This window comes from Enterobacter sp. V89_11, assembly GCF_029967775.1.
Classification (GTDB): Bacteria; Pseudomonadota; Gammaproteobacteria; order Enterobacterales; family Enterobacteriaceae; genus Enterobacter; species Enterobacter ludwigii.
The window spans coordinates 167,003-191,892 of the sequence record NZ_JASCAN010000024.1 but is presented as its reverse complement, the minus strand read 5'-3'; the positions used below and the strand labels follow the sequence as shown (position 1 = coordinate 191,892).

Below are 24,890 nucleotides of genomic sequence, written 5' to 3'. Positions count from 1 at the left end.
TATGGGCAAGTTAGCGTTAGCGGCAAAAATTACCCACGTTCCGTCAATGTACCTCTCTGAACTGCCGGGAAAAAACCACGGCTGCCGCCAGTCCGCCATCGACGGACATAAAGAAATCAGCAAGCGCTGTCGGGAGCTGGGCGTCGATACCATTATTGTGTTCGATACCCACTGGCTGGTGAACAGCGCCTACCACATCAACTGTGCGGATCATTTCTCCGGCATCTACACCAGCAACGAGCTGCCGCATTTTATCCGCGACATGACCTACGACTACGACGGTAACCCGGCGCTCGGCCAGCTTATCGCCGACGAAGCGGTGAAACTCGGCGTACGTGCCAAAGCGCACAACATCCCGAGCCTCAAGCTGGAGTACGGCACGCTGGTACCGATGCGCTACATGAACAGCGATAAGCACTTCAAAGTGATCTCTATCGCCGCGTTCTGCACCGTCCACGACTTCGCCGACAGCCGCAGGCTGGGCGAGGCCATCGTCAGCGCGATTCAGAAATATGACGGCACCGTGGCGGTGCTCGCCAGCGGTTCGCTGTCGCACCGTTTTATCGACGACCAGCGCGCCGAAGAGGGAATGAACAGCTACACCCGCGAGTTCGACCGTCAGATGGACGAACGCGTGGTGAAGCTGTGGCGTGAAGGCAAGTTCAGGGAGTTCTGCAGCATGCTGCCGGAGTATGCCCACTACTGCTACGGCGAGGGCAACATGCACGACACGGTGATGCTGCTGGGGATGCTCGGCTGGGACACATACGACGGCAAGGTGGAGTTCCTCACCGAGCTGTTCCCCAGCTCCGGCACCGGCCAGGTTAACGCCGTTTTCCCCCTGCCCGCGTCCGCGTAAGGAGCCACCATGCCGCACTTTATTGCTGAATGCACTGACAACATCCGCGAGCAGGCTGACCTGCCAGCACTGTTCGCCAAAGTGAACGACGCGCTTGCCGCCACGGGAATCTTCCCACTCGGCGGTATCCGTAGCCGCGCGCACTGGCTGGACACCTGGCAGATGGCCGACGGTAAGCACGATTACGCCTTTGTGCATATGACGCTGAAGATTGGCGCCGGGCGCAGTCTGGAGAGCCGGGAGGCGGTGGGAAAGGCACTGTTTGAGCTGATTAAAACCCACTTCGCCGACCTGATGGCATCGCGCTATCTGGCGCTCTCTTTTGAAATAGACGAGCTGCACCCGACGCTCAATTACAAGCAGAACAACGTGCACGCTTTGTTTAAGTAGCGCCCTTACCGGGCCGACAACGGCTTTGAACGCAAGCCGGGTGAGCAGCACGCCACCCGGCAACAACAGGAAATCGCCATGCTCGATAAACACACCCATACCCTGATCGCCCATCGTCTGCATCAGGCGGAGCAGTCCCGGGAGCAGATCCGCCAGATCTCGCTCGACTACCCGACGATCACCCTTGACGACGCCTACGCCGTACAGCGCGAATGGGTGAGCCTGAAAATCGCCGAAGGTCGCGTGCTGAAAGGCCACAAGATTGGCCTCACCTCCAAAGCGATGCAGGCCAGCTCGCAGATTAGCGAGCCGGACTACGGTGCTCTGCTCGACGACATGTTCTTCCACGACGGCGGCGATATCCCTGCCGACCGCTTTATCGTCCCGCGCATCGAAGTGGAGCTGGCCTTCGTGCTGGCAAAACCCCTGCGCGGCCCAAACTGCACCCTGTTCGACGTCTACAACGCCACGGATTACGTCATCCCCGCGCTGGAGCTGATCGACGCCCGCTGCCACAACATCGATCCCGAGACCCAGCGTCCGCGCAAGGTGTTCGACACCATCTCCGATAACGCCGCCAATGCAGGTGTGATCCTTGGCGGTCGCCCGATTAAGCCCGACGAGCTGGATCTGCGCTGGATCTCCGCCCTGCTCTACCGCAACGGCGTCATTGAAGAGACCGGGGTCGCCGCGGGCGTGCTCAACCACCCGGCCAACGGTGTGGCATGGCTTGCCAATAAACTCGCGCCGTACGACGTTCAGCTGGAGCCTGGCCAAATCATCCTCGGCGGTTCATTTACCCGCCCGGTGCCGGCCAGCAAGGGCGATACCTTCCACGTGGACTACGGCAAGATGGGCTCCATCAGCTGCCGTTTTGTTTAGGAGACCACCATGGAAAACAGATTCAAAGCGGCGCTGAGCGCCGGAAAACCGCAAATCGGCCTCTGGCTGGGGCTGACCAGCAGTTACAGCGCCGAGCTGCTGGCCGGTGCGGGGTTCGACTGGCTGCTGATCGACGCAGAGCACGCGCCCAATAACGTGCAAACCGTCCTGACCCAGCTGCAGGCGATCGCGCCTTACGCCAGCCAGCCGGTGGTACGCCCGTCGTGGAACGATCCGGTCCAGATCAAACAGCTGCTGGACGTCGGGGCGCAAACCCTGCTGGTGCCGATGGTACAAAACGCCGATGAAGCCCGGCTGGCGGTGCGCGCCACGCGTTATCCACCGGCGGGGATCCGCGGCGTGGGCAGCGCGCTGGCTCGCGCCTCGCGCTGGAACCGCACGCCTGATTACCTGCAGCGCGCTAACGATGCCATGTGCGTGCTGGTGCAGATTGAAACGCGCGAGGCGCTGAAAAATCTGCCGCACATCCTCGACGTGGAAGGCGTGGACGGAGTGTTTATTGGCCCGGCGGATCTGAGCGCCGACATGGGCTTTGCCGGAAATCCGCAGCACCCGGAAGTCCAGGCCGCCATCGAGAAGGCCATTTCGCAGATCCGTGCGGCAGGCAAAGCGCCCGGCATCCTGATGGCTAACGAGCCGCTGGCAAAACGCTACCTCGAGCTTGGCGCGCTGTTTGTCGCCGTCGGGGTCGACACCACCCTGCTTGCACGCAGCGCCGAGGCGCTGGCGGCACGTTTTATCGATATCCCGGTTACGTCAGTAAATAACAATAAATCCGTCTACTAAACGTACGATGTGGAGTGCAACATGACGACCTCTACCCTGCAAACCCATGATAATAAAGCTGTAGAACACCGCGTTATTCAGAAGCTGTTTCGTCGTTTGATCGTGTTTCTCTTTATCCTGTTTGTCTTCTCGTTTCTTGACCGCATTAACATCGGCTTTGCCGGGCTGACGATGGGCAAAGATCTGGGCCTCACCTCGACCATGTTTGGCCTGGCCGCCACCCTGTTTTACGTCACCTACGTGATATGTGGGATCCCCAGCAACATCATGCTGGCGAAGGTCGGCGCCCGGCGCTGGATCGCCGGGATCATGGTGGTGTGGGGCATCGCTTCCACCTGCACCATGTTCGCCACCAGCCCGCACACGCTCTATGTGCTGCGCATGCTGGTGGGCATTGCCGAGGCCGGATTCCTGCCGGGGATCCTCGTCTATCTCACCTGGTGGTTCCCTGCCTACCACCGCGCCCGCGCCAATGCGTTGTTTATGATCGCCATGCCGGTGACCATGATGCTCGGCTCGATCCTCTCCGGTTATATTCTGGCCATGGACGGGCTGTGGAACCTGAAAGGCTGGCAGTGGCTGTTCCTGCTGGAGGGGCTACCGTCCGTGGTGCTCGGCGTTGTGACGTGGTTCTACCTGAACGACACGCCGGATCAGGCCAGCTGGCTGGATGACGACGAAAAGCAGGCGCTTAAAACAATGATCGCCCGCGAGCAGGAGTCGGCCATCGCCCGCCCCGTCACGCCGCGTTCGACGCTGCGCGAAGTGTTTACTCCGGCCGTGCTGCTCTATACCCTGGCCTATTTCTGCCTCACGAACACCCTGAGCGCGATTAATATCTGGACGCCGCAGATCCTGCAAAGCTTCAACACCGGCAGCAGCAACATTGTGATTGGCCTGCTGGCGGCGATCCCGCAGTTTTGCACCATCCTCGGGATGATCTGGTGGAGCCGCCGCTCCGACAGGCTGAAAGAGCGAAAAAAGCACACCATTCTGCCGTATCTCTTTGCGGCGGCAGGATGGCTGCTGGCCTCGGCGACCCACCACAGCCTGATCCAGCTGCTTGGCATCATCATGGCCTCAACCGGATCGTTTACCGCCATGGCGATCTTCTGGACCACGCCGGATCGGGTTATTAGCCTGCAGTCGCGGGCGGTCGCACTGGCGGTGATCAATGCCATCGGTAACGTCGGATCCGCCGTCAGCCCGCTGTTGATCGGCATTCTGCGTGACAGCACCGGCAGCTTCAGCTCCGGGTTGTGGTTTGTTGCCGGCTTGCTGGTGGTCGGCGCGCTGGTGCTGACACGTATCCCGATGACGCAGCGGGAGAGCCTTGAGCACGAGCCGGGTATGGCGGCGCAGAAAATCCCGTAAGGAGCGGCTATGTGCCAGAGCCCGATCGCGAATATCGACATCAGCAAAGAGTACGACGAAAGTCTGGGAACGGATGATGTTCACTATCAGTCGTTCGCCCGCATGGCGGCCTTTTTTGGCCGCGACATGCAGGCTCACCGTCACGACCAGTATTTTCAGATGCACTTTCTGGATACCGGACAGATCGAACTGCAGCTCGACGATCACCGCTACTCGGTGCAGGCTCCGCTGTTTGTGCTCACGCCCCCGTCAGTGCCGCACGCGTTTATTACCGAATCCGACAGCGACGGGCACGTTCTGACGGTGCGCGAGGATCTGATCTGGCCGCTGCTGGAAGTGCTCTACCCCGGCACGCGGGAAGCCTTTGGCCTGCCGGGGATCTGCCTGTCGCTGGCCGATAAGCCGGACGAACTGGCGGCACTGAAGCACTACTGGCCGCTGATTGCCCGGGAATCGACGGCGCAACTGCCCGGGCGCGAACACACGCTGGTTCTGTTAGCCCAGGCGGTGTTCACCCTGCTGCTGCGCAACGCGAAGCTCGACGATCACGCCGCCAGCGGCATGCGCGGCGAGCTGAAACTGTTCCAGCGCTTTACCCAGCTGATTGACGTCCATTTTCATGAGCACTGGACGGTACCGGAATATGCCAGCGAACTGCACCTGACCGAATCGCGTCTGACCGATATCTGCCGGCGCTTCGCCAACCGCCCGCCGAAGCGGCTGATTTTTGACCGTCAGCTGCGTGAAGCGAGGCGGATGCTGCTCTTCTCCGACAGCGCGGTCAGCGAAATCGCCTGGCAGCTGGGGTTTAAAGACCCGGCCTATTTTGCCCGGTTTTTTAATCGGTTAGTGGGGTGTTCGCCGAGCGCGTATCGGGCACAAAAAGTACCGGTGTCGTCTGTTACCCCACCCCAGCCCTGACCCTCTCCCGGGTTCAGGGTGAGGGAAATCACACTCTGCGATCATATGCGAAAAGTACCAGCCGTTGTCCCAATCGTCCCTTCACGTTCACCCCCGCTCAGGCTTCAATTAAACAACAAAAACAAAACATAAATTTAACACCACTATTCCGATACGAGGTCCCTATGAAGCCTGAAGATTTCCGCGCTGATGCCAAACGTCCGTTAACCGGTGAAGAGTATTTAAAAAGCCTGCAGGATGGCCGTGAGATTTATATCTACGGCGAGCGCGTCAAAGACGTGACCACTCATCCGGCGTTTCGCAATGCGGCAGCCTCCATCGCGCAGATGTACGATGCGCTGCACAAGCCTGACATGCAGGACACGCTGTGCTGGGGCACCGATACCGGCAGCGGCGGCTACACCCATAAGTTTTTCCGCGTGGCGAAAAGCGCCGACGACCTGCGTCAGCAGCGTGACGCCATCGCCGAGTGGTCGCGCCTGAGTTACGGCTGGATGGGCCGCACCCCGGACTACAAGGCGGCGTTTGGCTGCGCGCTCGGTGCCAATCCGGCGTTCTACGGCCAGTTCGAACAGAACGCCCGTAACTGGTACACCCGTATTCAGGAAACCGGGCTTTACTTCAACCACGCCATCGTTAACCCACCCATCGACCGTCATAAACCGGCGGACGAAGTAAAAGACGTCTACATCAAGCTGGAAAAAGAGACCGACGCCGGGATCATCGTTAGCGGTGCAAAAGTGGTGGCAACCAACTCGGCGCTGACTCACTACAACATGATCGGTTTTGGCTCCGCGCAGGTCATGGGCGAAAACCCGGACTTCGCGCTGATGTTCGTTGCGCCAATGGACGCCGAAGGCGTGAAGCTGATCTCTCGCGCCTCTTACGAAATGGTGGCAGGCGCGACCGGCTCTCCGTACGACTACCCGCTCTCCAGCCGTTTCGACGAAAACGACGCGATCCTGGTGATGGATCATGTGCTGATCCCCTGGGAAAACGTGCTGATCTACCGCGATTTCGATCGCTGCCGTCGCTGGACCATGGAAGGCGGTTTTGCCCGCATGTACCCGCTGCAGGCCTGCGTACGTCTGGCGGTGAAGCTCGATTTCATTACCGCGCTGCTGAAGAAATCGCTGGAGTGTACCGGCACCCTGGAGTTCCGCGGCGTGCAGGCGGATCTCGGGGAAGTGGTGGCCTGGCGCAACATGTTCTGGGCGCTGAGCGACTCCATGTGTTCTGAAGCCACGCCGTGGGTGAATGGCGCGTACCTGCCGGATCACGCGGCGCTGCAGACTTACCGCGTCATGGCCCCGATGGCCTATGCGAAGATCAAGAACATCATCGAGCGTAACGTCACCAGCGGCCTGATCTATCTGCCGTCCAGCGCACGAGACCTGAACAATCCGCAGATCGACCAGTATCTGGCGAAATACGTGCGCGGCTCCAACGGCATGGATCACGTGGAACGCATTAAGATTTTGAAACTGATGTGGGATGCCATCGGCAGCGAGTTTGGTGGTCGTCACGAGCTGTATGAGATCAACTATTCCGGCAGCCAGGACGAAATCCGTCTGCAGTGTCTGCGTCAGGCACAGAGCTCTGGCAACATGGACAAAATGATGGCAATGGTCGACCGCTGCATGTCCGAGTACGACCAGCATGGCTGGACGGTGCCGCACCTGCACAATAATTCCGATATCAACATGCTGGATAAGCTGCTGAAATAACGCAGCGGGAGGTTTCAATGCATACAGAACAACGCCTGCGTTTTCGCGATGCGATGGCCAGCCTGTCGGCGGCGGTTAACGTTGTCACCACCGAGGGCGATGCAGGACGCTGCGGTATCACCGCCACCGCCGTCTGTTCAGTCACGGACACCCCGCCATCGCTGATGGTCTGCATCAATGCCAACAGCGCCATGAACCCGGTTTTCCAGGGTAACGGTAAGCTGTGCGTCAACGTGCTGAACCATGAGCAGGAGATCATGGCCCGCCACTTCGCCGGGATGACCGGCATGGCAATGGACGATCGCTTTGCCCTCGCCTGCTGGCAGAAAGGTCCGCAGGGGCAACCGGTGCTGAAGGGCGCGCTGGCAAGCCTTGAAGGCGAGATTAGCCAGGTGCAAACCATCGGCACCCATCTGGTTTATCTCGTTGAAATTAAAAACATCATTCTGAGCGAAGCGGGACACGGCCTGATCTATTTTAAACGCCGTTTCCACCCCGTCATGATGGAGGCTGAAGCCGCAGTGTGACCCCCTCCTGCGCTGGCCGTTTCCCGGCCAGCGCCAATTTCCACAAAAATTCCTAAGGTTTCCGCTTAATCACGCCGTTATATAGCCATAAGAGAAATTTTCTGTGTCTGAATACTGACAATACATGTCAGTGCTACCCGCATCATTCAGCGCATACCCTAATATACAGGAAGACCTTATGGCTAAATCGACGCGGAGCCGCTCGGCTGAACGTCTGGTCGATATTCTGGTTGAGTTACATTTAAATGGTGTGGTAAACCGCAGTGCGCTCATGGAAAAATTTAAAATTACTGAGCGCACTGTCTACCGGGATTTAAATGCGCTTTCACCTATTGTGGAACATACCGGTAACGGACTGTATCGTCTGATCCACTCCGCACAATCTCCCGGTGGACAAGGATTACATCACACGATTGCTAACTTCCTGAATGCCGATAGCTTTTTCCCGGAAAGAAATACGGAATTCTGGCAGAAACTTGAAACACGCGTTGACGAAAATCATATTCTTATTCTTGGCAACGAAGCAGAGCACACGGTAGAACGTGATATTCGTCGCTATTTATCGAAAATCGAGAAATCGATTAAGAATCGTAATGTATGCCAGATCGTTTATAAGGGTAAAACCCGCCTGATTAATCCCTATAAACTCATTAACAATAAAAATATATGGTATTTACAAGCCACCGAGAATAGTCGGCTAAAATCCTTCTCGTTGAGTCAGATTAGCTGGTTTGATATTCAACAAAAAACCTTCACGCCGGAAGAAAATGCGCTCGGACTGCTGGAAAAAAGCCTTGATCCGTGGGTGTCGGAAGACACTTTCGAAGTGAAAATATTCATTAAAGATACTATTTCACATTACTTTATGCGCCGCGACCTGCTACCGGAACAAGAGCTTGTCGGTGAGCAGCACAACGGCGTCACGCTGCGCTGTCAGGCGGCACACGAGAACCAGATCCTGCCGCTGCTGTTCTACTGGCTGCCGAACATTCAAATCCTGGAGCCCAACTGGCTAAAAGAGAAGCTGCTTAAAACGCTGGAAAATTATCTGGCGGTAGAGCGCACAGCAGATAACCACGTGATCTCAATCACATAATTTCTCCCGGCGGCGGTGAGACGGAACCACTCGCCGCCCTCTTTGACCGCTCACCTGGCCCTTTCAACCGCTCATTCATTTACCTGTCTTTACACGCGCGTGGTTCTGGCACGATCGCTCCAGCATTAATCAATACCTCCTCATAACGAACCCTGACCCTTTTTCATTACATAAAAAACCAGGTCTTACTATGGATACGAAAAAACTACTGAAGCACGTGCCCTGGGCGTTACTCGGGATCCTCGGCGCTTTTTGTCTGGCGGTTGTCGCACTACGCCGGGGCGAACACGTAAGCGCCCTGTGGATCGTCGTTGCGTCTGTCTCCGTCTATCTTGTTGCTTATCGCTACTACAGCTTATACATCGCGCAGAAGGTCATGAAACTCGACCCGACGCGTGCCACTCCGGCGGTCATTAATAATGACGGCCTCAACTACGTGCCCACCAACCGCTACGTGTTGTTTGGTCACCACTTTGCCGCTATCGCCGGTGCGGGTCCGCTGGTCGGCCCGGTTCTGGCCGCGCAGATGGGCTACCTGCCTGGCACCCTGTGGCTGCTCGCGGGCGTAGTGCTGGCCGGGGCGGTGCAGGACTTTATGGTGCTGTTTATCTCTTCTCGCCGTAACGGCGCCTCTCTGGGTGAGATGGTCAAAGAGGAGATGGGCCGCGTGCCGGGGACCATCGCACTGTTCGGCTGCTTCCTGATTATGATCATCATCCTCGCGGTGCTGGCGTTAATCGTGGTGAAAGCGCTGGCCGAAAGTCCGTGGGGGGTCTTCACCGTCTGCTCTACCGTGCCGATTGCGCTGTTCATGGGTATCTACATGCGCTTTATCCGCCCGGGTCGCGTGGGTGAAGTGTCGGTGATTGGTATTGTGCTGCTGGTTGCATCCATCTACTTCGGTGGCGTGATTGCGCACGACCCGTACTGGGGCCCGGCGCTGACCTTCAAGGACACCACCATCACCTTCGCGTTGATTGGGTATGCGTTTGTCTCCGCTCTGCTGCCGGTCTGGCTGATCCTGGCACCGCGTGACTACCTGGCGACCTTCCTGAAAATCGGCGTTATCGTCGGTCTGGCGATCGGCATCCTGGTGATTAACCCGGATCTGAAAATGCCGGCAGTGACCCAGTACATCGACGGTACCGGTCCTCTGTGGAAAGGTGCGCTGTTCCCGTTCCTGTTTATCACCATCGCCTGCGGTGCGGTCTCTGGCTTCCACGCCCTGATTGCTTCCGGTACCACACCGAAGCTGCTGGCTAACGAAAAAGACGCGCGTCTGATTGGCTACGGCGCAATGCTGATGGAGTCTTTCGTGGCGATCATGGCACTGGTTGCCGCGTCCATCATCGAACCGGGTCTCTACTTCGCGATGAACACCCCTCCGGCAGGCCTGGGCATTACCATGCCAAACCTGCATGAGATGGGCGGTGATAACGCGGCGCTGATCATGGCGCAGCTGAAAGATGCGAGCGCACATGCTGCCGCAACCGTCAGCTCCTGGGGCTTCGTGATTTCGCCTGAGCAGATCATGCAGACTGCGAAAGACATTGGCGAACCGTCAGTCCTGAACCGCGCCGGTGGCGCACCGACGCTGGCAGTGGGTATCGCACACGTGTTCCACAAAGTGCTGCCGTGGGCGGACATGGGCTTCTGGTACCACTTCGGTATTCTCTTTGAAGCGCTGTTCATCCTCACCGCGCTGGACGCCGGTACCCGTGCGGGACGCTTTATGCTGCAGGACCTGCTGGGTAACTTCGTGCCGTTCCTGAAGAAAACCGACTCTCTGGTGGCGGGTATTCTGGGAACCGCGGGCTGCGTGGGTCTGTGGGGTTACCTGCTGTATCAGGGCGTTGTCGACCCGCTGGGCGGCGTGAAGAGCCTGTGGCCGCTGTTCGGTATCTCTAACCAGATGCTGGCCGCTGTCGCCCTGGTTCTTGGCACCGTTGTACTGGTGAAAATGAAACGCACCAAATACATCTGGGTCACCGTGATCCCTGCGCTGTGGCTGCTGCTCTGCACCACCTGGGCGCTTGGTCTGAAACTGTTCAGCGCCAACCCGCAGCTGGAAGGCTTCTTCTTCATGGCTAACCAGTACAAAGAGAAAATTGCCGCAGGCGGCGCGGACCTCACTGCGCAGCAGATTGCCAACATGAACCACATCGTGGTGAACAACTACACCAACGCAGGTTTGAGTATTCTGTTCCTGGTGGTGGTGTACAGCATCATCTTCTACGGCATCAAAACCTGGCTGAACGTGCGTAACGCCGAGGGTCGTACGGATAAAGAAACCCCGTATGTCCCGGTACCGGAAGGCGGCGTGAAGACCTCTTCACACCACTAATCCGCCCTCGCATCCCTCTTCCTGCGGGAGAGGGTTAGGATGAAGGGAAACTACGCCCGGCAGCCCCTGCCGGGCTTTTTCTATCTGGAAGGCACAATGTTTGGTAACTTAGGCGAAGCGAAAAAATACCTCGGTCAGGCGGCGAAAATGCTGATTGGCATTCCGGACTATGACAACTACGTTGAGCATATGAAGACCAACCATCCGGATAAACCGTACATGACCTATACCGAATTCTTCCGCGAGCGTCAGGAAGCGCGCTACGGCGGGAGTGGAGAAGGCGGCGTACGCTGCTGCTAAAGGAGAGACCATGACCCCGATTGCCGTCACCCTGCTGACCGGTTTCCTTGGCGCCGGTAAAACCACCCTGCTGCGCCACATTCTGAACGCGCAGCACGGCTTCAAAATCGCCGTGATCGAAAACGAATTCGGCGAAGTCTCGGTCGACGATCAGCTGATTGGCGATCGCGCCACGCAGATCAAAACCCTGACTAACGGCTGCATCTGCTGCACCCGCTCGAATGAATTAGAAGACGCCCTGCTGGATCTGCTCGACAGCCGCGATCGCGGTGAAATCGATTTTGACCGCCTGGTGATTGAATGCACCGGTATGGCCGACCCCGGCCCGATTATTCAGACCTTTTTCGCCCATGAGATCCTCTGCCAGCGCTACCTGCTGGACGGCGTCATTGCGCTGGTCGACGCGGTTCATGCCGACGAACAGATGAACCAGTTCACCCTCGCCCAGTCGCAGGTGGGCTACGCCGATCGCATCCTGCTGACCAAAACCGACGTGGCGGGCGACAGCGAAAAACTGCGCGAGCGCCTGACGCGTATCAACTCGCGCGCGCCGATTTACATCGCGACGCACGGTGATATCGACCTCTCGCAGCTGTTCAACACCAACGGCTTTATGCTGGAAGAGCATGTCACCTCAACGCCGCGCTTCCACTTTATGGCAGATAAGCAAAACGACGTCTCGTCGATTGTGGTCGAGCTGGATTACCCGGTGGATATCAGCGACGTCTCCCGCGTCATGGAAAACCTGTTGCTCTCTTTTGCCGACAGACTGTTGCGCTACAAAGGGATGCTGTGGATTGATGGCGAACCGAACCGCCTGCTGTTCCAGGGCGTACAGCGGCTGTACAGCGCGGACTGGGACAGACCGTGGGGAGATGAAACACCGCGAAGCGTCATGGTGTTTATTGGGCTACAGCTGCCGGAAGACGAAATCCGGACAGCGTTTGCAGCACTGCGCAAATAACCGTACGAACGCAGCCCTCTCCGCAGTTGAGGAGAGGGCTGTGAGATTATTTCAGCGCGTCGGGCAGCGTCACAATCCACAGTTCGCTTTCTGACGCCGGCTTCGCCAGCGGCTTCACGGCGAGGGTGGTCGCAACCGGTTTATCATCAATCGTGAGCGCACCTTGCGAATTCACCCGATAATCCTTGAGCTTCTTGCCCTCGACCGGATTTTCCATCGCCACCTTCACGCCAAAGTCGTTATCGTTCGCGACCGCCAGCGTTTTGTTGTCAATCAGCGCTAACCCTTCGGCCTTTTCCTGCTGCCAGCCAAGCGCGCGCAAATCCACGACCTGGGTTTTAGCCGCCAGCGTAATGCCGCGCTGGGCCAGCGTCTTCTCGTCATCAAACTCCGGGTATTCGCCCGGCTTATCGAAGCGTGTCAGATCGCTCGCCTTGCTGAGGTCCACCTTGTAGATGAGGTTGCGCATGCCATCGTTTTTATCGCTGCCCTGCTCAATCAGCAGCAGCTGCTGGTTATCAAGCGCCACAATATCGCCAATTTTGGCGTCACTGTTTTTGCTGTAGGCCGCGCTGTCGATGGGATAACCGTACATCGCGGTTTTCCCGGTCGCCGGGTCGAAGCTCACCAGGCGGGTAAACAGCGCCTGTTTTTTGCTTTTACCGTCGATATCCAGCGTGCTTTGCACCGCGGCAATGATACGCCCGTCCGGCATACGGGTCAGGCCTTCAAAGCCCCGGTTTGGTTGACGCCATTTAATAATATTCGGCAAGCCGCCCGCGATGGATTTCTCGCCTTCCGCCGCCTGCGGACCGTGAATCGCCAGGATCTTGCCTTTACTGTCGACGTTAATCAGGAACGGACCGTACTCGTCGCACAGCCAGTAACCGCCTTTACCGTCCGGCGTGATACCTTCCGTATCCAGCCCGCGATTGTCGCCCTTCAGCACCTTTAACGTGTCACTGAACGCCACTTCATTGGTCGAGCCAATCACGCCGCTTTGCAGCGGCAGACCGTTGATCTCGCCTTTATCGTCATGCAGAGGGCCCGCATCGACGGCCTCCGCTTTGCCATTTTGTACGCGAATCGTCATCAGCAGCGGAGCGAAATCGGGCGTGACAAAGATTTTGGCTTCGTCTTTCCCCACTTTCGGCGAATCCGCATTCGGACCGCGATCGGTCACGGTCGCAAACGTCAGGGTATCGCCCTGTTTACCGGTAAACAGCAGGCCAGAGCCGATCCCGACCGGGAGCCCCTTCGGGAACGCACCGGCAAACGCGCCGCTGTAGCTCACGCGCGTGCCTTCGGGGAAGCTGACAACATAGTGTTCGGCCGTGGGCTGCGCCGCCAGGCCAGAGAAAGAGAGCGCACAACCGATAAGCACAGGAATAATTTTTCTTTTCATATTGTTAGTATCCAGAAAGTGAAGCCAACAACGTAAAGAACAAACGTGTCAGGAAAATGACACCGCAGAGAGACGCGGGCAGGCAATTGCAGGCGCATGAACCGCCAGAAATGTAAAACTAAACCACAAAGTGTAAAATTTGAAATGTTTATGGAAATTATTAGAAAGCCAATTAATTCATGTCAAACGGTTATCCTCTGTCTCGTTCAGTGTCTATTTAGTCAAAAAACTAAACCTGTCCTAAACGTCCAGGCAATACATATTGACCCGGCGATAACTAAACATGAAAGCAACATTTCAAAAGCCAGCCATTAACAAAAACAGCATAAAAACACGACCTTAATCACATTTGCAGTCATAAACATCGCTTGTTAAGGTGGCCTCAGATGAAATTAATGACGAGGCATAAAACATGAAAAAAATGAATGTTCTTCTTCTTTCTGCTCTGACCGTCCTGTCGGGTTCCGCACTGGCTATGGGCGGCACGATTGAGCAAGGTAAAAACTTTACTAACCTTAATCTGGAAATGGGTAAATCCTCATCCGGCGTGTACCTTGAAAGCAACTGGCTCAAAAACACTGACGACGGCACGCAAACAGGTGGCGTTGGCGCCGGTTACAACCTGGAAGTGGGCCCGGTGATGCTGAATGCCGGTGCCAAAGCAATCTACCTTGGCCCGAAAAAAGGCGATAACGGCGTGGCATTCCCCATCGGTGGCGGTATTAACGTTGCGCTGACGGACAGCATCCACGTGTTTGGCGAAGGGTATGCCGCACCAGAAGGTCTGAACAACAGCGTGAAAAACTACGTGGAAGCCAACGGCGGTGTGAGCTGGACGCCAATCACGCCTGTGACGCTGAAAGTGGGTTATCGTCACGTAAGCGTTGACGGCAAAGACGGTCGTCCTGGCCACACGCTGATCGACGGCGCATATGTAGGCGGTGGAGTCACCTTCTGATGAAACACCGCATTACCGCGCTTTGCGTTCTGAGCATCACGCTTCTGCTCACCGGTTGCGTCCAGTATAAATGGGTGAAACCGGGAGTCAGTGACGCTGAGATGAATAAAAAGCTCACGGAATGCGAAGCACAGGCCCTGATTGATCTGCCCCCGGACAATGTTGTGACCGGTTCGAGCTCGGAAAAAATGGACAAATCGAAAAAGAAAAAGGATATTTCCACGAGCTACACGGTTGAAGACGCGAATGAATATCGCCGGGATACCTTAGTCGACAGCTGCATGTTCAAAAGCGGCTGGGACAAGATTGAAGTGCAATAACCTCAACAAAAACCTGCCGGATGGCAGGTTTTTTATTCGCAGAGTTATTTACGCACCACCACCAGCTTCTGGTTCACAAACTCTTTGATCCCCAGGTCCGACAGTTCGCGTCCGTAACCGGATCGCTTCACGCCGCCAAACGGCAGCTCTGGGGCGGTATCGGTGAGCCAGTTGATATACACCATGCCGGTCTCAATACGCGACGCCATTTTCTTCGCCCGCTCGATATCCTTGCTGAACACCGCGCCGCCCAGACCATAGTGGGAATCGTTCGCCAGTGCGACCGCTTCGTCATCATTTTTCACCACATAGATCTGCGCCACCGGGCCGAAGAACTCCTCAAAGTAGGCCGGGTTGTCGCGCGAGATATGCGTCAGGATCGTCGGCTCAAAGAAGCAACCGTCACGCTGCACCGGTTTGCCACCGTAATGCAGCGTTGCGCCGTTTTTCACCGCCTCGTTGACCTGTCTGGTCAACGTGTCCAGCGCATCCTGAGAGGACAGCGGCCCCAGGGTGGTGCTCTCGTCCAGCGGATCGCCAATCTTCACCTGCTTAAATGCCTCGGTGAATTTCGCGAGGAAGGCATCCGCAATCTTCTCATGCACGATGAAACGCTTCGCCGCCGTACAGACCTGGCCGGCGTTATTGAGTCGGGCATTCACACCCGTCTTCACGGCCTTCTCCAGATCGGCATCATCCAGCACCACAAAGACGTCGTTACCGCCCAGCTCCAGGGTCGATTTTTTGATGTGCTTCGCCGCCTGCGCCGCGACCACGCTGCCCGCTTTTTCGGAACCGGTCAGCGCGGCACCCTGTACACGATCGTCGGCGATGATGTTCGCCACCTGATCCGACGAAATAAACAGGTTGGTCCACGCCCCTTCCGGTGCACCGGCCTCACGCACCAGATGTGCAAACGTCTCTGCACAGTGCGGCACGATGCTGGCGTGTTTGGCGATAACCGGGTTACCGGCCGCCAGGTTCGGGGCGAGGACACGCATCAGCTGGTAATAAGGGAAGTTCCACGGCTCAACGGCCATCAGCACGCCAATAGGGTGGTGCTCGACCCACGCTTCCCCGAGTTCGGAGTCGTACTTCACCGGGGCGAGGAACCGTTGGGCATTATCCGCGTAGTAGCGGGCGATTTGCGCGCACAGTTTCACTTCACCGCGACTCTGCTCAATGAGCTTACCCATCTCCTTGCTGGCAATTTTGGCCAGATCCTCCGTACGTTCGTCGATGAGGTCCGCAAGTTTACGCAGTACCGGCAGGCGCTGGTTAATGTCGCCTTTTGCCCAGTCCGAATGGTAAAGCGCATCGGCCGCCTTCAGCGCCGCTTCAACATCCGCGTCGGTATGGGAGGGATATTCTTTGATGAGCTGGTTTGTGGCAGGATTTACTGTCTGGTAAGCCATGTCGAATCTCCTTGTTTTACCGCTTAGGGTATTAAGGGTAGACAATATGACTGGCGATGGACGTAAAGTTGGGTATATCCGGAAGGTTCTTAGCGTGGTACTGCAACATGTCGCGCGGGCATGGTATAAAAAACGTTCCTGACAGGAGTCCCCCATGACCGAGACCCGACACATCCGCCAGACCTTTCATCGCGCCTGCGGCCACGAGCTGCGCAGCACGTGGCAGAGCACCCAGGCGTATAAACGTCATTGTCACCCACAGCTCTCTATTGGCGCGATCCTGGAAGGCCAGACGTGCTGCACAGTCCATGACAGGGAGTATATCCTGACCCCTGGCGACATCATCGTCATCCCGGCGCATGCGCCCCACAGCTGCAACCCGGTGGCGGGGCAGCCACGCAGCTATCATATGCTGTATATCGACACTGACCTTTCGCTGGCACTGCAGGTCATTCGCGACCAAACGCTGTTTAATCATTATCTTGACGTGGTTGAGAACATGACCGCGGCCTCCCTGAACGCACTGCTTTGCGCCCTTCCTCCCTCTACAGGCCCTACAGATAAGCCCCATTCACTGAGTCAGCAGGTGCAAGAGGCGTTTCTGTCGAACCTCACCGCTCCGCCTTCCCTTGACGACCTTGCCCGGCGGTTTTCACTGCGCAAAGAGACATTAATCCGCACCTTTAAACAGGACACCGGCCTGACGCCAGGACGCTTTCTCAGCATCTCTCGCGTGGAATACGCCAAAGCGCGACTGCGTGCGGGGGATGATCTCGCCGATGTCGGTTACCAGAGCGGGTTTGCCGACCAGAGCCATTTCCATAAAACCTTCGTCAGCTACACGGCCGCCACGCCTCGCCAGTACGCGACGGGCCGATCAATATCAGACAATAATCAGGATACGTAACGCCGTAAGGTGATCTCCGTTTTTGCTCTGGAGGTCACGATGGAACTGTTCTTCCCTTCCGCTTTTCTCGCCCTGGCGCTGGCGCATTTTGTAGCCCTGTTAAGCCCCGGTCCGGATTTCTTTTTGCTGGTCGGTTACGCCGCACGCTACCGGCTGCGCGGCAGTGCCGGGTTGTGCCTCGGTATCGCCGCGGGTAACGCGCTCTATATTGTGCTGGTGATTATCGGCTGGAGCGCCCTGCGCACGTTTTCGTGGCTGTTCACCCTTATCGAATTATCCGGCGCGCTCTACCTGCTCTGGATTGGATCGCGGCTGGCGCGCAGCCGCCCGCAGACGCTTGCGCTCAATGAGACTCATCAGCGGTGCCCCTCATTGCGTAAGCAAATCCTGCTGGGGCTCGGTTCGGCACTGTTAAACCCGAAGAATGCGCTTTTTTATCTGGCGCTCATGACGGCGCTGTTAGGGCCGGGTGTCACGCTGCTTCAGCAGTCAACCTGCGGTGTCTGGATGGTAATGGTGGTGCTGGTCTGGGATTTAGCGCTGGTGTCGCTGATGGGCTTGCCCGTGGTTCAGCGGACGCTCAGCCGTTCACTCTGGCTGATTGAGCGAACCGCTGGCGTGGTGCTGATGGCGTTTGGTGGGTGGGTCGTGTGGCGTTTTTTGCATTTTCTTCCCGCCTCCCTCTATTCTTAAGCCATGGAAAAAATAGCTGAACTTAAACGCGCCAAGCTGCTGGCGCTGTCGCTGCTGCTGATTGCCGCCGCGGCGTTTATCACCACCCTGTTCCTGCCGCAAACCTTCTGGGTGCGCGGCGTAAAGGCCATTGCCGAGGCGGCGATGGTCGGCGCACTGGCGGACTGGTTTGCCGTCGTCGCGCTGTTTCGCCGGGTGCCTATCCCGTTTATCTCACGCCATACGGCGATCATTCCGCGCAACAAAGACCGCATTGGCGACAATCTGGGTCAGTTCGTGCAGGAAAAGTTTCTCGATACCCAGTCACTGGTGGCATTGATCCGCCGCTATGAACCGGCACAGATGATTGGCACCTGGTTCAGTCAGCCCGACAACGCCCGGCGCGTCGGGCTGCATCTGATTCAGGTAATGAGCGGTTTTCTTGAACTGACCGACGACGGACGCATTCAGCGGCTGCTCAAACGGGCGGTGCACAAGGCCATCGACAAGGTCGACTTCACCGAAACCAGCGCGGTGATGCTGGAGAGCATGACCCGTAACAATCGCCATCAGGTGCTGCTGGACGCCATCATCAACCGCCTGATCGCGCTTATCCAGCGTGACAGCACGCGGGACTTTATCGCCGACCAGATTGTGCACTGGCTGAAGACCGAGCATCCACGCAAGGCCATGGTGCTGCCTACCGAGTGGCTCGGCGATCAGAGTGCGGAGATGGTGTCGAATGCGGTGAATACGCTGCTGGATGATATCAGCCACGACCGCACGCACCAGATCCGCCAGGCGTTTGACCGCGCCACGCTGAAGTTTATCGACAACCTGAAAAACGATCCGGAAATGGCCGCCAAAGCCGATAACATCAAGCACTACCTGAAGAACGACGAGGCGTTTAACCGTTATCTGGGCGAGATGTGGGCCGACCTGCGTCAGTGGCTGAAAGCGGATATGCAAAGCGAGGACTCGCGCGTCAGGCAGCGCATCGCCAACGCCGGACTGTGGTTTGGTGAAACGCTGTCGAACGATGCCAGCCTGCAGGCATCGCTGAACGAGCATCTGGAGCAGGCGGCGCACCGCGTAGCACCGGATTTTGCCGCGTTCCTCACGCGGCATATCAGCGACACGGTCAAGAGCTGGGATGCCAAAGATATGTCGCGCCAGATTGAGCTTAACATCGGCAAAGACCTGCAGTTCATCCGTGTGAACGGCACGCTGGTGGGTGGGACCATTGGCCTGATCCTGTTTTTACTCTCGCAATTGCCTGCCGTGCTCGCGCATTAATTCGCCTCAGGCGGCGCGATCACATAGCGCGTAGGGGCAAAGCGATTGAGGATCAAATGCACCAGGAAGACCATTGTCAGGGTCGCCACCAGCGCAAAGGTCACCGAGGTAATGCGATAGAGATCGCTGAACACCAGGTCGCTGTCCGGGTGCATGTTCTGCCCGAACATAATGCCGATGGTGGTGATGCTGGAAAACCCGACCCCGGCGCCGACCTTCTCCATCACGTGCAGCCGCGCGCCAAATGCCAGCCCAAGGCCAATAAGCGGCATCATCAGCAGCATATGGCTGCTGTGATCGTAAAGGATAAGCTGGACGACCAGAATGTAGAGGCAGCCCAGCACCACGCCGACCACGCGCCAGAGGGAACTCATCACCGCGCCGCGATAATGCATGGGAAACAGAATCAATACCCCGGCCATCAGCGCGGAAAGTGAGTCGCTCAGGTCGCTTACCTGGAAGATGACGAAAATCAGGGTGGCAACGGTCCCGGAAAGCAGCGACTCGTGGCGCACACGGGCGTCATCTTTTTCAATCAGCGGCGGCGGCTTGCGCGGCTCTACATCCGGCAGCAGGTAATTCATCAGCGCGCTCAGGCACACCGCCATAACGCTCGCTTCGATATTGGAAAACAGCAACGTATGCCAGTCGGTGGTGGGATAGCTCATAAAGTTGAGCATCACGCTCTGGCAGACCACGCCCATCGAACCAAACAGAAACAGCGGTCCCTTACTCATAAAGCGAAAACGCATGACGTACAGGGCGAACACGACTAACGTCATGATCACCGGCCATTGCGACAGATAGCCGATGATAATGACCATTTCAACGCAGTTAAGCGAGGCGCTAAAGATAAATTGCTTCGCCACGTGGCGGTTAAAGACCGGTACCAGTGACAGCAGCATGATGGGGTAGACCACGAAAAACACGCCGTAGTGAGTGTTGTAAAAACTCGAAATGCTCAGCGCAATCATGCCGGCAAAGACGATGCGCAGGGTCTGGCGAAAGTCGTTTGCCGTATAGACGATGTTGCCGTGCGGGGTAAACACCCGCGCCAGAGTGTTAATAGACATAGTGCAGCAGGCTCACCAGGTGGATCTGCATCCCGGAGAAGAAGCGCGCAAACGGCCCTTCGCTGTTATAGAGCTGCACGGTGGCACGCGCACCGGTCGGAAGTTGCTTCGGCAGCGCCTCGTCCAGCGCCACGTGGATACGCATACGCTGGGCATCACGAACCCACCGGTTGGAGGTTTCTGGCTCGGACAGCTCACCGTTCACCGCTTCCTGTCCGGCGAGGATCCCCGCATCGCTGCTGGTCACATGCGCACGGAAGACGCGTCCCGGGAAGGCGTCAAACACCACGGCGGCATCGGTTCCCTGATGGGTATGGCGCAGGCTCTTCTCGCGAAAGTCGGCCACGATATCGGCCTGATTATTCACCAGCGCCAGCGCGGCTGAGCCGAAGGAGGCGTAATAGCCGGGGCTGAGCTGCAGGTTACTGACCGTGCCGTCCGCCTGGGCGTAAACCTTCGTCCAGCCAAGATTCAGTTCCGCTTCATCCAGCGCATTGCGGTATTTCTGCAGGGTGACGTTGCGGTGTTCTTCCCGCTCACCGCGCTGAATGCGCAGGTTACGGATGTTCGCCTGCAGCGAACTGACGGACTGCTCGCTGCTCTGCCAGGTGGTCCGGACTTTATCCAGATCCGCCTGCGACACGTTCTGCAGCGTGCTGAGTTTCTGATAACGATCGTAGGTCACCTTGTCGTTACGCGCGGTCAGCACGGCGGTTTTCAGGCTGGCCTGTGCGGCCGCGATCTGCGCATCCAGCTGTTCGTTAGAAAGACGTGCCTGCTCCAGCGCGATTTGTGCTGCTTCCACTTTATTGCGAAACGGCGTGTCATCCAGCTCAAACAGCAGGTCGCCTCGCTTCACCTGGCTGTTGTTGTGTACATGGACAGCCGCCACGTAGCCGGAGACGCGCGGAGAAACCGGTGTCACCACGCGCATGACGGTGGAGTCCGGCGTCAACGGGATCCAGATGTCCGCGACGACAAAGTAGACAAACATCAGCAGGAAAGAGGCAATACTTACCCTTACCCAGCGGGCAAACTTTTGTTCAGGAGTCATTATTTTTCGGTCTTGTTATCTTCTTCGCGGATTTTCCGCAAATTGCAGGCGATTTGATTCAACGTGGCGCTGAAAATATCGAGATGCTCCGGCGCGATGTTTTGCGATACGCGCGCCTGAAATGTCTCGATCACCCGAGAGAGCGTCCTGAGTACGGCGTTCCCCTCCGGCGTCAGCGTAAGTAGCCGGATACGCTTGTCATAAGGCGATACGGTGCGTAACAGGTAACCCTGTTTTTCCAGCTGTGTCAGCGTGCGCATCAGCGGCGGCAGTTCAATACCCTGCACCTCCGCCAGTTCACTCACCGAGACGTTATCCCCAAGCTGTTGAAGCTGCATCATTACCGTCCAGCTCGACTGGGTTAACCCGGTCTCGAGAATGGCGTCGTCAATCACGGCGCGCCACTGACGCACGATCATGGCCATCCGCATCCCCATCGGTCTGCGGCTAAACAGTTCTTCTTCACGCATGCGATATCCTCTCGTAACACGCGGTCAAGATAATAGTTACCAGGGTAAGTATCAAGAAACGAGAGACAAAAGAGCAGGAATTGCGAAAGACGAATGCCCTCTCCCGGTGGGAAAGGGCATCAGACCGCCGAGACTTTAGCGGCTAAAACGTTTTTTAATCGCAACGTTTCCCGACTCGGTGACCACCACGTCCCGATATCCCGCCACCCGCTGGATCCAGCCGTTGCTGTCCAGATACGCGAGGAGCGCCGCGCCCGCCTCGCCCCCAAGATGAAACCGCCGCTCGCTCCAGTCAAGACAGGCACAGCAGGCCTTACGGCGCGGATTGGCGCTTAATGAAATACCGAGCGTCAGGAACTGTTCGCGTCCATACACGGTCAGGGCTGATCCGTCCGTCTCCAGCCAGCCCTGCGCCTGCATAAAATCATAGATTTGAACGGCCACCGTCCCTGCCAGATGGTCGTAACAGGTGCGGGCTTCACGCAGGGCTTTCGGGGCGGAGGTTTCCGGCGGGGTGATGCGGCTCCACGACAGCCCCATCATCTGCTCGACCAGTTCCGCCACATCGTGTCCTGCCAGGCGGTAATAGCGATGCCGCCCCTGTGACAGGCAGGTAATCAGCTTTCCGTCCAGCAGACGGGTCAGGTGCCCGCTGGCAGTGGAGGGGGCGATATCCGCCGCCGCGCTCAGCTCGGTGGCGGTCCATGCCCTGCCATCCATCAGCGCACAGAGCATTTTCACACGCGACGGATCCGCCATGGCAGCGGCCACTGCCGCCATGGCCTGCTCCAGCAGCGCGCTGTTGTCAGGGGGTAAACGGGTCTTAAGCATTGACTGCCCATGGTCTGGTGATCTCTGCCGCCAGCTTATCATTATCCGTCAGCAGAATGAGGTGATTCGCATGGTCGCTGTACTGGGTCAGTACAGACACACCGTGAGCCGCTAACGCCGCGGCAATCTCGCCCAGCTCACCGGGGCGCGCCTGCTGCAGTTTTCTGATCAGCGGTTTACGGACTGACCGGACGTTAAACCCGCCCTCAAGCAGCACGCGACGGGCTTTTTCGCCCTCTTCCACCAGGAAATGGGCTTCGGTACCAAACACGCCGCCGCCCTCCAGCCCCACACCATTGCGCCCCAACAGCTGGCCAAATCGCGCCAGTTCCCCTGGCGTAGCGTCGAAAATCACATGAACGTCATACATCCGCATGCCCTCCGGTTTCTGAGGCGTATTCCCGCACCACCTGCGCCACCCGAATGCGGTAGTAGGTAAAGATGGCCTCCCGCCCCTCCCTCTGCGCCGCCTGATGAAAGACGTTCTGCTTCCAGCGGCGGACCGCTTCTTCGTCCCGCCACCAGGAGAGGGAGAGAATTTTGCCGTCGGTGGTCAGGCTCTGAAAACGCTCGATATCAATAAACCCGTCGATATCCGCCAGCAGGGGTTTGAGTTCGGCTGCGAGCTGCAGGTAACGCGCCTGGTGGGCAGGCGCGGCCTGGGCTTCGAAAAGGACTGCAATCATGGTTGTCTCTCCGTTGTGAGGGTGCGGAGAGCATGCAGGAAAGAAAATGCGGATGCTTCGGTGAAGGGCGAAGTATTGTCGCCCTCTTTTCGGGAGGGCGACAAACGGTTATCCCAGAATCGACTTCGGCTCCATAAACGCGCGGATCCCCCACTCGCCCATTTCACGCCCCACGCCGGAGTGCCTGAACCCGCCAAACGGCGCTTTAGGCTCATGGGCCAGCGTGTTCACCAGCACGCGGCCCGCGACAATCTGCTGCGCCACGCGACGCGCACGTTCGACATCCCTGCCCAGCACCATCGCACTCAGGCCATACTCGGTGTCGTTGGCAATGGCGACGGCTTCGGCCTCGTCCTGATAAGCGATCACACACAGTACCGGGCCGAAGATCTCTTCCCGGGCAATCGCCATCTGATTTGTGACGTCAGCAAACAGCGTCGGGCGCACAAACCAGCCGTCCTGCGTCCCTTCCGGACGCCCTTCGCCCCCCACCAGCAGGTTTGCCCCCTCGTCGAGACCTTTACGGATATAGCCCTGCACCCGCAGCCACTGTTTTTCACTGACCATCGGGCCAATTTCTGTCGCGTTATCCCGCGGATCGCCGGATTTCACGGCCGCGACGGCCTGCGCCAGCGCAGTTTCGATTTCCGCCTTACGCGACTGCGGTACCAGAATGCGCGTTCCGGCCACGCACGCCTGCCCGCTGTTCATAAACCCGGCCTGTACCACCAGCGGGATAGCCTGCGCCAAATCGACATCATCAAGCAGGATCGTCGGCGATTTACCGCCTAACTCCAGCGTCACCCGCTTAACACTCTGCGCCGCGTTGCGCAGTATCGCTTTGCCGGTAACGGTCGAACCGGTAAACGAAATTTTCGCCACGTCCGGATGGCGGCTGATGGTCTCACCGACCGTATCGCCCCGTCCGGTGACAATGTTAAACACGCCCGGCGGTAACCCGGCATCGCGCAGCGCCTCGGTGACAATGCGGGTTTGCAGCGCGCTCATCTCGCTCGGTTTAATCACCGCCGTGCAGCCCGCCGCGAGCGCAGCCGCCAGTTTGCCGCAGATAAACCCCGCGTCGCTGTTCCACGGGGTAATAAGCCCGGCGACACCAAGCGGCGTCATCTGCACCGTTGCCGCCCCCGCCGTGGTCACAAACTCAAAGGCTTCCAGCGCCTCGATGGCCTGGGCAATGACATCTGCCGGGTAGCGGGCCATCCACGCCGAGCGCGAGGCTGGCGCGCCGTACTCTTCAATCACCGCGTCCAGCAGCGCGTCATGACGGGCGGCCACGGCGGCATGCATGCGTTTCAGCGCGGCAATACGTTCCTGTCGGGGGGTTTGCGACCACGCCGGAAATGCCGCTTTCGCGGCCGCGATGGCATGCTCAGCGTCTACCTCATCGGCCAGGCGAACCTGGCCAATCACCCGCGCCGTCGCCGGATTGTATAAATCAAAACGTTCGGTGCCGTGCGGGGTAACAAATTCGCCGTTGATAAAGATCTGTTCGATGTTGTGCATATAAACCTCCTCAGGCTGTATGGACACAGTCTGGCACGGCTTCTCCGTTGCGATAATCCACGCTATGCTGCAAGGGTTGTTTCGATTT

Annotated in this window: 26 protein-coding genes; 17 read left to right on the top strand and 9 right to left on the bottom strand. The window is 57.7% G+C overall.

What is annotated here, in order from left to right; translation table 11 throughout:
• The first annotated feature begins 1 nt into the window (after position 1).
• From hpaD to yjiA, 12 genes are all read left to right on the top strand, one after another.
• Positions 2-859 carry a 3,4-dihydroxyphenylacetate 2,3-dioxygenase gene (hpaD, locus tag QLG09_RS18280; RefSeq protein ID WP_020885307.1) on the top strand — a complete coding sequence of 286 codons (858 nt, stop codon included), beginning with the start codon at positions 2-4 and terminating at the stop codon, positions 857-859.
• Between the two features lie 9 nt (positions 860-868).
• Positions 869-1,249, top strand: a complete 381-nt coding sequence (locus QLG09_RS18275) for a 5-carboxymethyl-2-hydroxymuconate Delta-isomerase (protein WP_020885308.1) — start codon at positions 869-871, stop codon at positions 1,247-1,249.
• 78 nt (positions 1,250-1,327) lie between these two features.
• The gene (hpaH, locus tag QLG09_RS18270; RefSeq protein WP_020885309.1) at positions 1,328-2,131 is read left to right on the top strand and encodes a 2-oxo-hept-4-ene-1,7-dioate hydratase; all 804 of its coding nucleotides are present in this window, start codon (positions 1,328-1,330) and stop codon (positions 2,129-2,131) included.
• 9 nt (positions 2,132-2,140) lie between these two features.
• Positions 2,141-2,938: a 4-hydroxy-2-oxoheptanedioate aldolase gene (gene hpaI / locus QLG09_RS18265; RefSeq protein ID WP_047356939.1), complete on the top strand. Its 798-nt coding sequence runs from the start codon at positions 2,141-2,143 to the stop codon at positions 2,936-2,938.
• Between the two features lie 21 nt (positions 2,939-2,959).
• Complete coding sequence (hpaX, locus tag QLG09_RS18260) at positions 2,960-4,312, top strand: 4-hydroxyphenylacetate permease (protein ID WP_020885310.1); 1,353 nt, start codon at positions 2,960-2,962, stop codon at positions 4,310-4,312.
• A gap of 9 nt (positions 4,313-4,321) precedes the next feature.
• Positions 4,322-5,233, top strand: coding sequence for a 4-hydroxyphenylacetate catabolism regulatory protein HpaA (hpaA, locus tag QLG09_RS18255; protein ID WP_020885311.1), 912 nt, complete (start codon positions 4,322-4,324; stop codon positions 5,231-5,233).
• 164 nt (positions 5,234-5,397) lie between these two features.
• Positions 5,398-6,960 (top strand): 4-hydroxyphenylacetate 3-monooxygenase, oxygenase component, encoded by a 1,563-nt coding sequence (gene hpaB, locus QLG09_RS18250; protein ID WP_014168483.1) that lies wholly within the window; start codon positions 5,398-5,400, stop codon positions 6,958-6,960.
• A gap of 17 nt (positions 6,961-6,977) precedes the next feature.
• Complete coding sequence (locus QLG09_RS18245) at positions 6,978-7,487, top strand: 4-hydroxyphenylacetate 3-monooxygenase reductase subunit (protein ID WP_282489244.1); 510 nt, start codon at positions 6,978-6,980, stop codon at positions 7,485-7,487.
• Positions 7,488-7,665: 178 nt separating this feature from the next.
• Positions 7,666-8,583 (top strand): WYL domain-containing protein, encoded by a 918-nt coding sequence (locus tag QLG09_RS18240; protein WP_020885313.1) that lies wholly within the window; start codon positions 7,666-7,668, stop codon positions 8,581-8,583.
• 190 nt (positions 8,584-8,773) lie between these two features.
• On the top strand, positions 8,774-10,927 hold the full coding sequence (locus QLG09_RS18235) for a carbon starvation CstA family protein (protein ID WP_020885314.1): 2,154 nt from the start codon (positions 8,774-8,776) through the stop codon (positions 10,925-10,927).
• A 96-nt stretch (positions 10,928-11,023) separates the two neighbouring features.
• Complete coding sequence (locus tag QLG09_RS18230; protein ID WP_003856610.1) at positions 11,024-11,227, top strand: YbdD/YjiX family protein; 204 nt, start codon at positions 11,024-11,026, stop codon at positions 11,225-11,227.
• A gap of 10 nt (positions 11,228-11,237) precedes the next feature.
• Positions 11,238-12,191, top strand: coding sequence for a GTPase (gene yjiA, locus QLG09_RS18225; RefSeq protein ID WP_020885316.1), 954 nt, complete (start codon positions 11,238-11,240; stop codon positions 12,189-12,191).
• Between the two features lie 46 nt (positions 12,192-12,237).
• Here yjiA and QLG09_RS18220 read toward each other — a convergent pair whose 3' ends face one another.
• Complete coding sequence (locus QLG09_RS18220; protein ID WP_282489243.1) at positions 12,238-13,596, bottom strand: esterase-like activity of phytase family protein; 1,359 nt, start codon at positions 13,594-13,596, stop codon at positions 12,238-12,240.
• Between the two features lie 412 nt (positions 13,597-14,008).
• On the opposite strand from QLG09_RS18220, the gene QLG09_RS18215 reads away from it, so the two are divergent.
• The gene (locus QLG09_RS18215; protein WP_079231437.1) at positions 14,009-14,554 is read left to right on the top strand and encodes a YfaZ family outer membrane protein; all 546 of its coding nucleotides are present in this window, start codon (positions 14,009-14,011) and stop codon (positions 14,552-14,554) included.
• Positions 14,554-14,874 (top strand): hypothetical protein, encoded by a 321-nt coding sequence (locus tag QLG09_RS18210; RefSeq protein WP_020885318.1) that lies wholly within the window; start codon positions 14,554-14,556, stop codon positions 14,872-14,874. Before QLG09_RS18215 ends, QLG09_RS18210 begins: the two co-directional genes overlap by 1 nt.
• Positions 14,875-14,918: 44 nt before the next feature.
• Here the strand turns inward: QLG09_RS18210 and QLG09_RS18205 are convergent, their stop codons facing one another.
• Positions 14,919-16,289, bottom strand: a complete 1,371-nt coding sequence (locus QLG09_RS18205) for an NAD-dependent succinate-semialdehyde dehydrogenase (RefSeq protein ID WP_252070083.1) — start codon at positions 16,287-16,289, stop codon at positions 14,919-14,921.
• Between the two features lie 154 nt (positions 16,290-16,443).
• Between QLG09_RS18205 and QLG09_RS18200 the strand changes: the two genes are divergently transcribed.
• From QLG09_RS18200 to QLG09_RS18190, 3 genes are read left to right on the top strand one after another with little or no spacing between them, the layout of a single operon-like run.
• A complete protein-coding gene (locus QLG09_RS18200) occupies positions 16,444-17,196 on the top strand; it encodes an AraC family transcriptional regulator (protein WP_193163362.1) in 753 nt (250 codons plus the stop codon).
• Positions 17,197-17,235: 39 nt separating this feature from the next.
• Positions 17,236-17,889 (top strand): LysE family translocator, encoded by a 654-nt coding sequence (locus QLG09_RS18195; RefSeq protein ID WP_252070082.1) that lies wholly within the window; start codon positions 17,236-17,238, stop codon positions 17,887-17,889.
• A 3-nt stretch (positions 17,890-17,892) separates the two neighbouring features.
• Positions 17,893-19,164 (top strand): DUF445 domain-containing protein, encoded by a 1,272-nt coding sequence (locus tag QLG09_RS18190; protein WP_014168469.1) that lies wholly within the window; start codon positions 17,893-17,895, stop codon positions 19,162-19,164.
• Here the strand turns inward: QLG09_RS18190 and QLG09_RS18185 are convergent.
• The 7 genes from QLG09_RS18185 to QLG09_RS18155 form a co-directional block, all read right to left on the bottom strand.
• The gene (locus QLG09_RS18185) at positions 19,161-20,237 is read right to left on the bottom strand and encodes a DUF2955 domain-containing protein (RefSeq protein WP_040018548.1); all 1,077 of its coding nucleotides are present in this window, start codon (positions 20,235-20,237) and stop codon (positions 19,161-19,163) included. The two genes, QLG09_RS18190 and QLG09_RS18185, sit on opposite strands and share 4 nt — an antisense overlap.
• Positions 20,227-21,294 (bottom strand): HlyD family secretion protein, encoded by a 1,068-nt coding sequence (locus QLG09_RS18180; RefSeq protein ID WP_282489264.1) that lies wholly within the window; start codon positions 21,292-21,294, stop codon positions 20,227-20,229. Before QLG09_RS18180 ends, QLG09_RS18185 begins: the two co-directional genes overlap by 11 nt.
• A complete protein-coding gene (locus tag QLG09_RS18175; protein ID WP_025205651.1) occupies positions 21,291-21,761 on the bottom strand; it encodes a MarR family transcriptional regulator in 471 nt (156 codons plus the stop codon). Before QLG09_RS18175 ends, QLG09_RS18180 begins: the two co-directional genes overlap by 4 nt.
• A 135-nt stretch (positions 21,762-21,896) precedes the next feature.
• Positions 21,897-22,592: a winged helix-turn-helix domain-containing protein gene (locus QLG09_RS18170; protein ID WP_257806720.1), complete on the bottom strand. Its 696-nt coding sequence runs from the start codon at positions 22,590-22,592 to the stop codon at positions 21,897-21,899.
• A complete protein-coding gene (locus QLG09_RS18165) occupies positions 22,585-22,962 on the bottom strand; it encodes a hypothetical protein (RefSeq protein ID WP_041162412.1) in 378 nt (125 codons plus the stop codon). Before QLG09_RS18165 ends, QLG09_RS18170 begins: the two co-directional genes overlap by 8 nt.
• Positions 22,955-23,278, bottom strand: a complete 324-nt coding sequence (locus tag QLG09_RS18160; protein WP_014168463.1) for an antibiotic biosynthesis monooxygenase — start codon at positions 23,276-23,278, stop codon at positions 22,955-22,957. Before QLG09_RS18160 ends, QLG09_RS18165 begins: the two co-directional genes overlap by 8 nt.
• Before the next feature lie 108 nt (positions 23,279-23,386).
• Positions 23,387-24,802: an aldehyde dehydrogenase family protein gene (locus QLG09_RS18155; protein ID WP_282489238.1), complete on the bottom strand. Its 1,416-nt coding sequence runs from the start codon at positions 24,800-24,802 to the stop codon at positions 23,387-23,389.
• Between the last annotated feature and the right edge of the window lie 88 nt (positions 24,803-24,890).

Bases quoted from the DNA above. Each gene is read 5' to 3' on its own strand.
- QLG09_RS18170 (WP_257806720.1), bottom strand. From the start codon at position 22,592: ATGCTTAAGACCCGTTTACCCCCTGACAACAGCGCGCTGCTGGAGCAG.
- hpaB (WP_014168483.1), top strand. From the start codon at position 5,398: ATGAAGCCTGAAGATTTCCGCGCTGATGCCAAACGTCCGTTAACCGGT.
- QLG09_RS18275 (WP_020885308.1), top strand. From the start codon at position 869: ATGCCGCACTTTATTGCTGAATGCACTGACAACATCCGCGAGCAGGCT.
- QLG09_RS18165 (WP_041162412.1), bottom strand. From the start codon at position 22,962: ATGTATGACGTTCATGTGATTTTCGACGCTACGCCAGGGGAACTGGCG.
- QLG09_RS18240 (WP_020885313.1), top strand. From the start codon at position 7,666: ATGGCTAAATCGACGCGGAGCCGCTCGGCTGAACGTCTGGTCGATATT.
- QLG09_RS18235 (WP_020885314.1), top strand. From the start codon at position 8,774: ATGGATACGAAAAAACTACTGAAGCACGTGCCCTGGGCGTTACTCGGG.
- QLG09_RS18185 (WP_040018548.1), bottom strand. From the start codon at position 20,237: ATGTCTATTAACACTCTGGCGCGGGTGTTTACCCCGCACGGCAACATC.
- QLG09_RS18190 (WP_014168469.1), top strand. From the start codon at position 17,893: ATGGAAAAAATAGCTGAACTTAAACGCGCCAAGCTGCTGGCGCTGTCG.
- QLG09_RS18210 (WP_020885318.1), top strand. From the start codon at position 14,554: ATGAAACACCGCATTACCGCGCTTTGCGTTCTGAGCATCACGCTTCTG.
- QLG09_RS18230 (WP_003856610.1), top strand. From the start codon at position 11,024: ATGTTTGGTAACTTAGGCGAAGCGAAAAAATACCTCGGTCAGGCGGCG.
- QLG09_RS18245 (WP_282489244.1), top strand. From the start codon at position 6,978: ATGCATACAGAACAACGCCTGCGTTTTCGCGATGCGATGGCCAGCCTG.
- QLG09_RS18200 (WP_193163362.1), top strand. From the start codon at position 16,444: ATGACCGAGACCCGACACATCCGCCAGACCTTTCATCGCGCCTGCGGC.
- hpaX (WP_020885310.1), top strand. From the start codon at position 2,960: ATGACGACCTCTACCCTGCAAACCCATGATAATAAAGCTGTAGAACAC.
- QLG09_RS18175 (WP_025205651.1), bottom strand. From the start codon at position 21,761: ATGCGTGAAGAAGAACTGTTTAGCCGCAGACCGATGGGGATGCGGATG.
- QLG09_RS18215 (WP_079231437.1), top strand. From the start codon at position 14,009: ATGAAAAAAATGAATGTTCTTCTTCTTTCTGCTCTGACCGTCCTGTCG.
- QLG09_RS18195 (WP_252070082.1), top strand. From the start codon at position 17,236: ATGGAACTGTTCTTCCCTTCCGCTTTTCTCGCCCTGGCGCTGGCGCAT.
- QLG09_RS18205 (WP_252070083.1), bottom strand. From the start codon at position 16,289: ATGGCTTACCAGACAGTAAATCCTGCCACAAACCAGCTCATCAAAGAA.
- hpaI (WP_047356939.1), top strand. From the start codon at position 2,141: ATGGAAAACAGATTCAAAGCGGCGCTGAGCGCCGGAAAACCGCAAATC.
- hpaA (WP_020885311.1), top strand. From the start codon at position 4,322: ATGTGCCAGAGCCCGATCGCGAATATCGACATCAGCAAAGAGTACGAC.
- QLG09_RS18155 (WP_282489238.1), bottom strand. From the start codon at position 24,802: ATGCACAACATCGAACAGATCTTTATCAACGGCGAATTTGTTACCCCG.
- yjiA (WP_020885316.1), top strand. From the start codon at position 11,238: ATGACCCCGATTGCCGTCACCCTGCTGACCGGTTTCCTTGGCGCCGGT.
- QLG09_RS18160 (WP_014168463.1), bottom strand. From the start codon at position 23,278: ATGATTGCAGTCCTTTTCGAAGCCCAGGCCGCGCCTGCCCACCAGGCG.
- QLG09_RS18220 (WP_282489243.1), bottom strand. From the start codon at position 13,596: ATGAAAAGAAAAATTATTCCTGTGCTTATCGGTTGTGCGCTCTCTTTC.
- hpaH (WP_020885309.1), top strand. From the start codon at position 1,328: ATGCTCGATAAACACACCCATACCCTGATCGCCCATCGTCTGCATCAG.
- hpaD (WP_020885307.1), top strand. From the start codon at position 2: ATGGGCAAGTTAGCGTTAGCGGCAAAAATTACCCACGTTCCGTCAATG.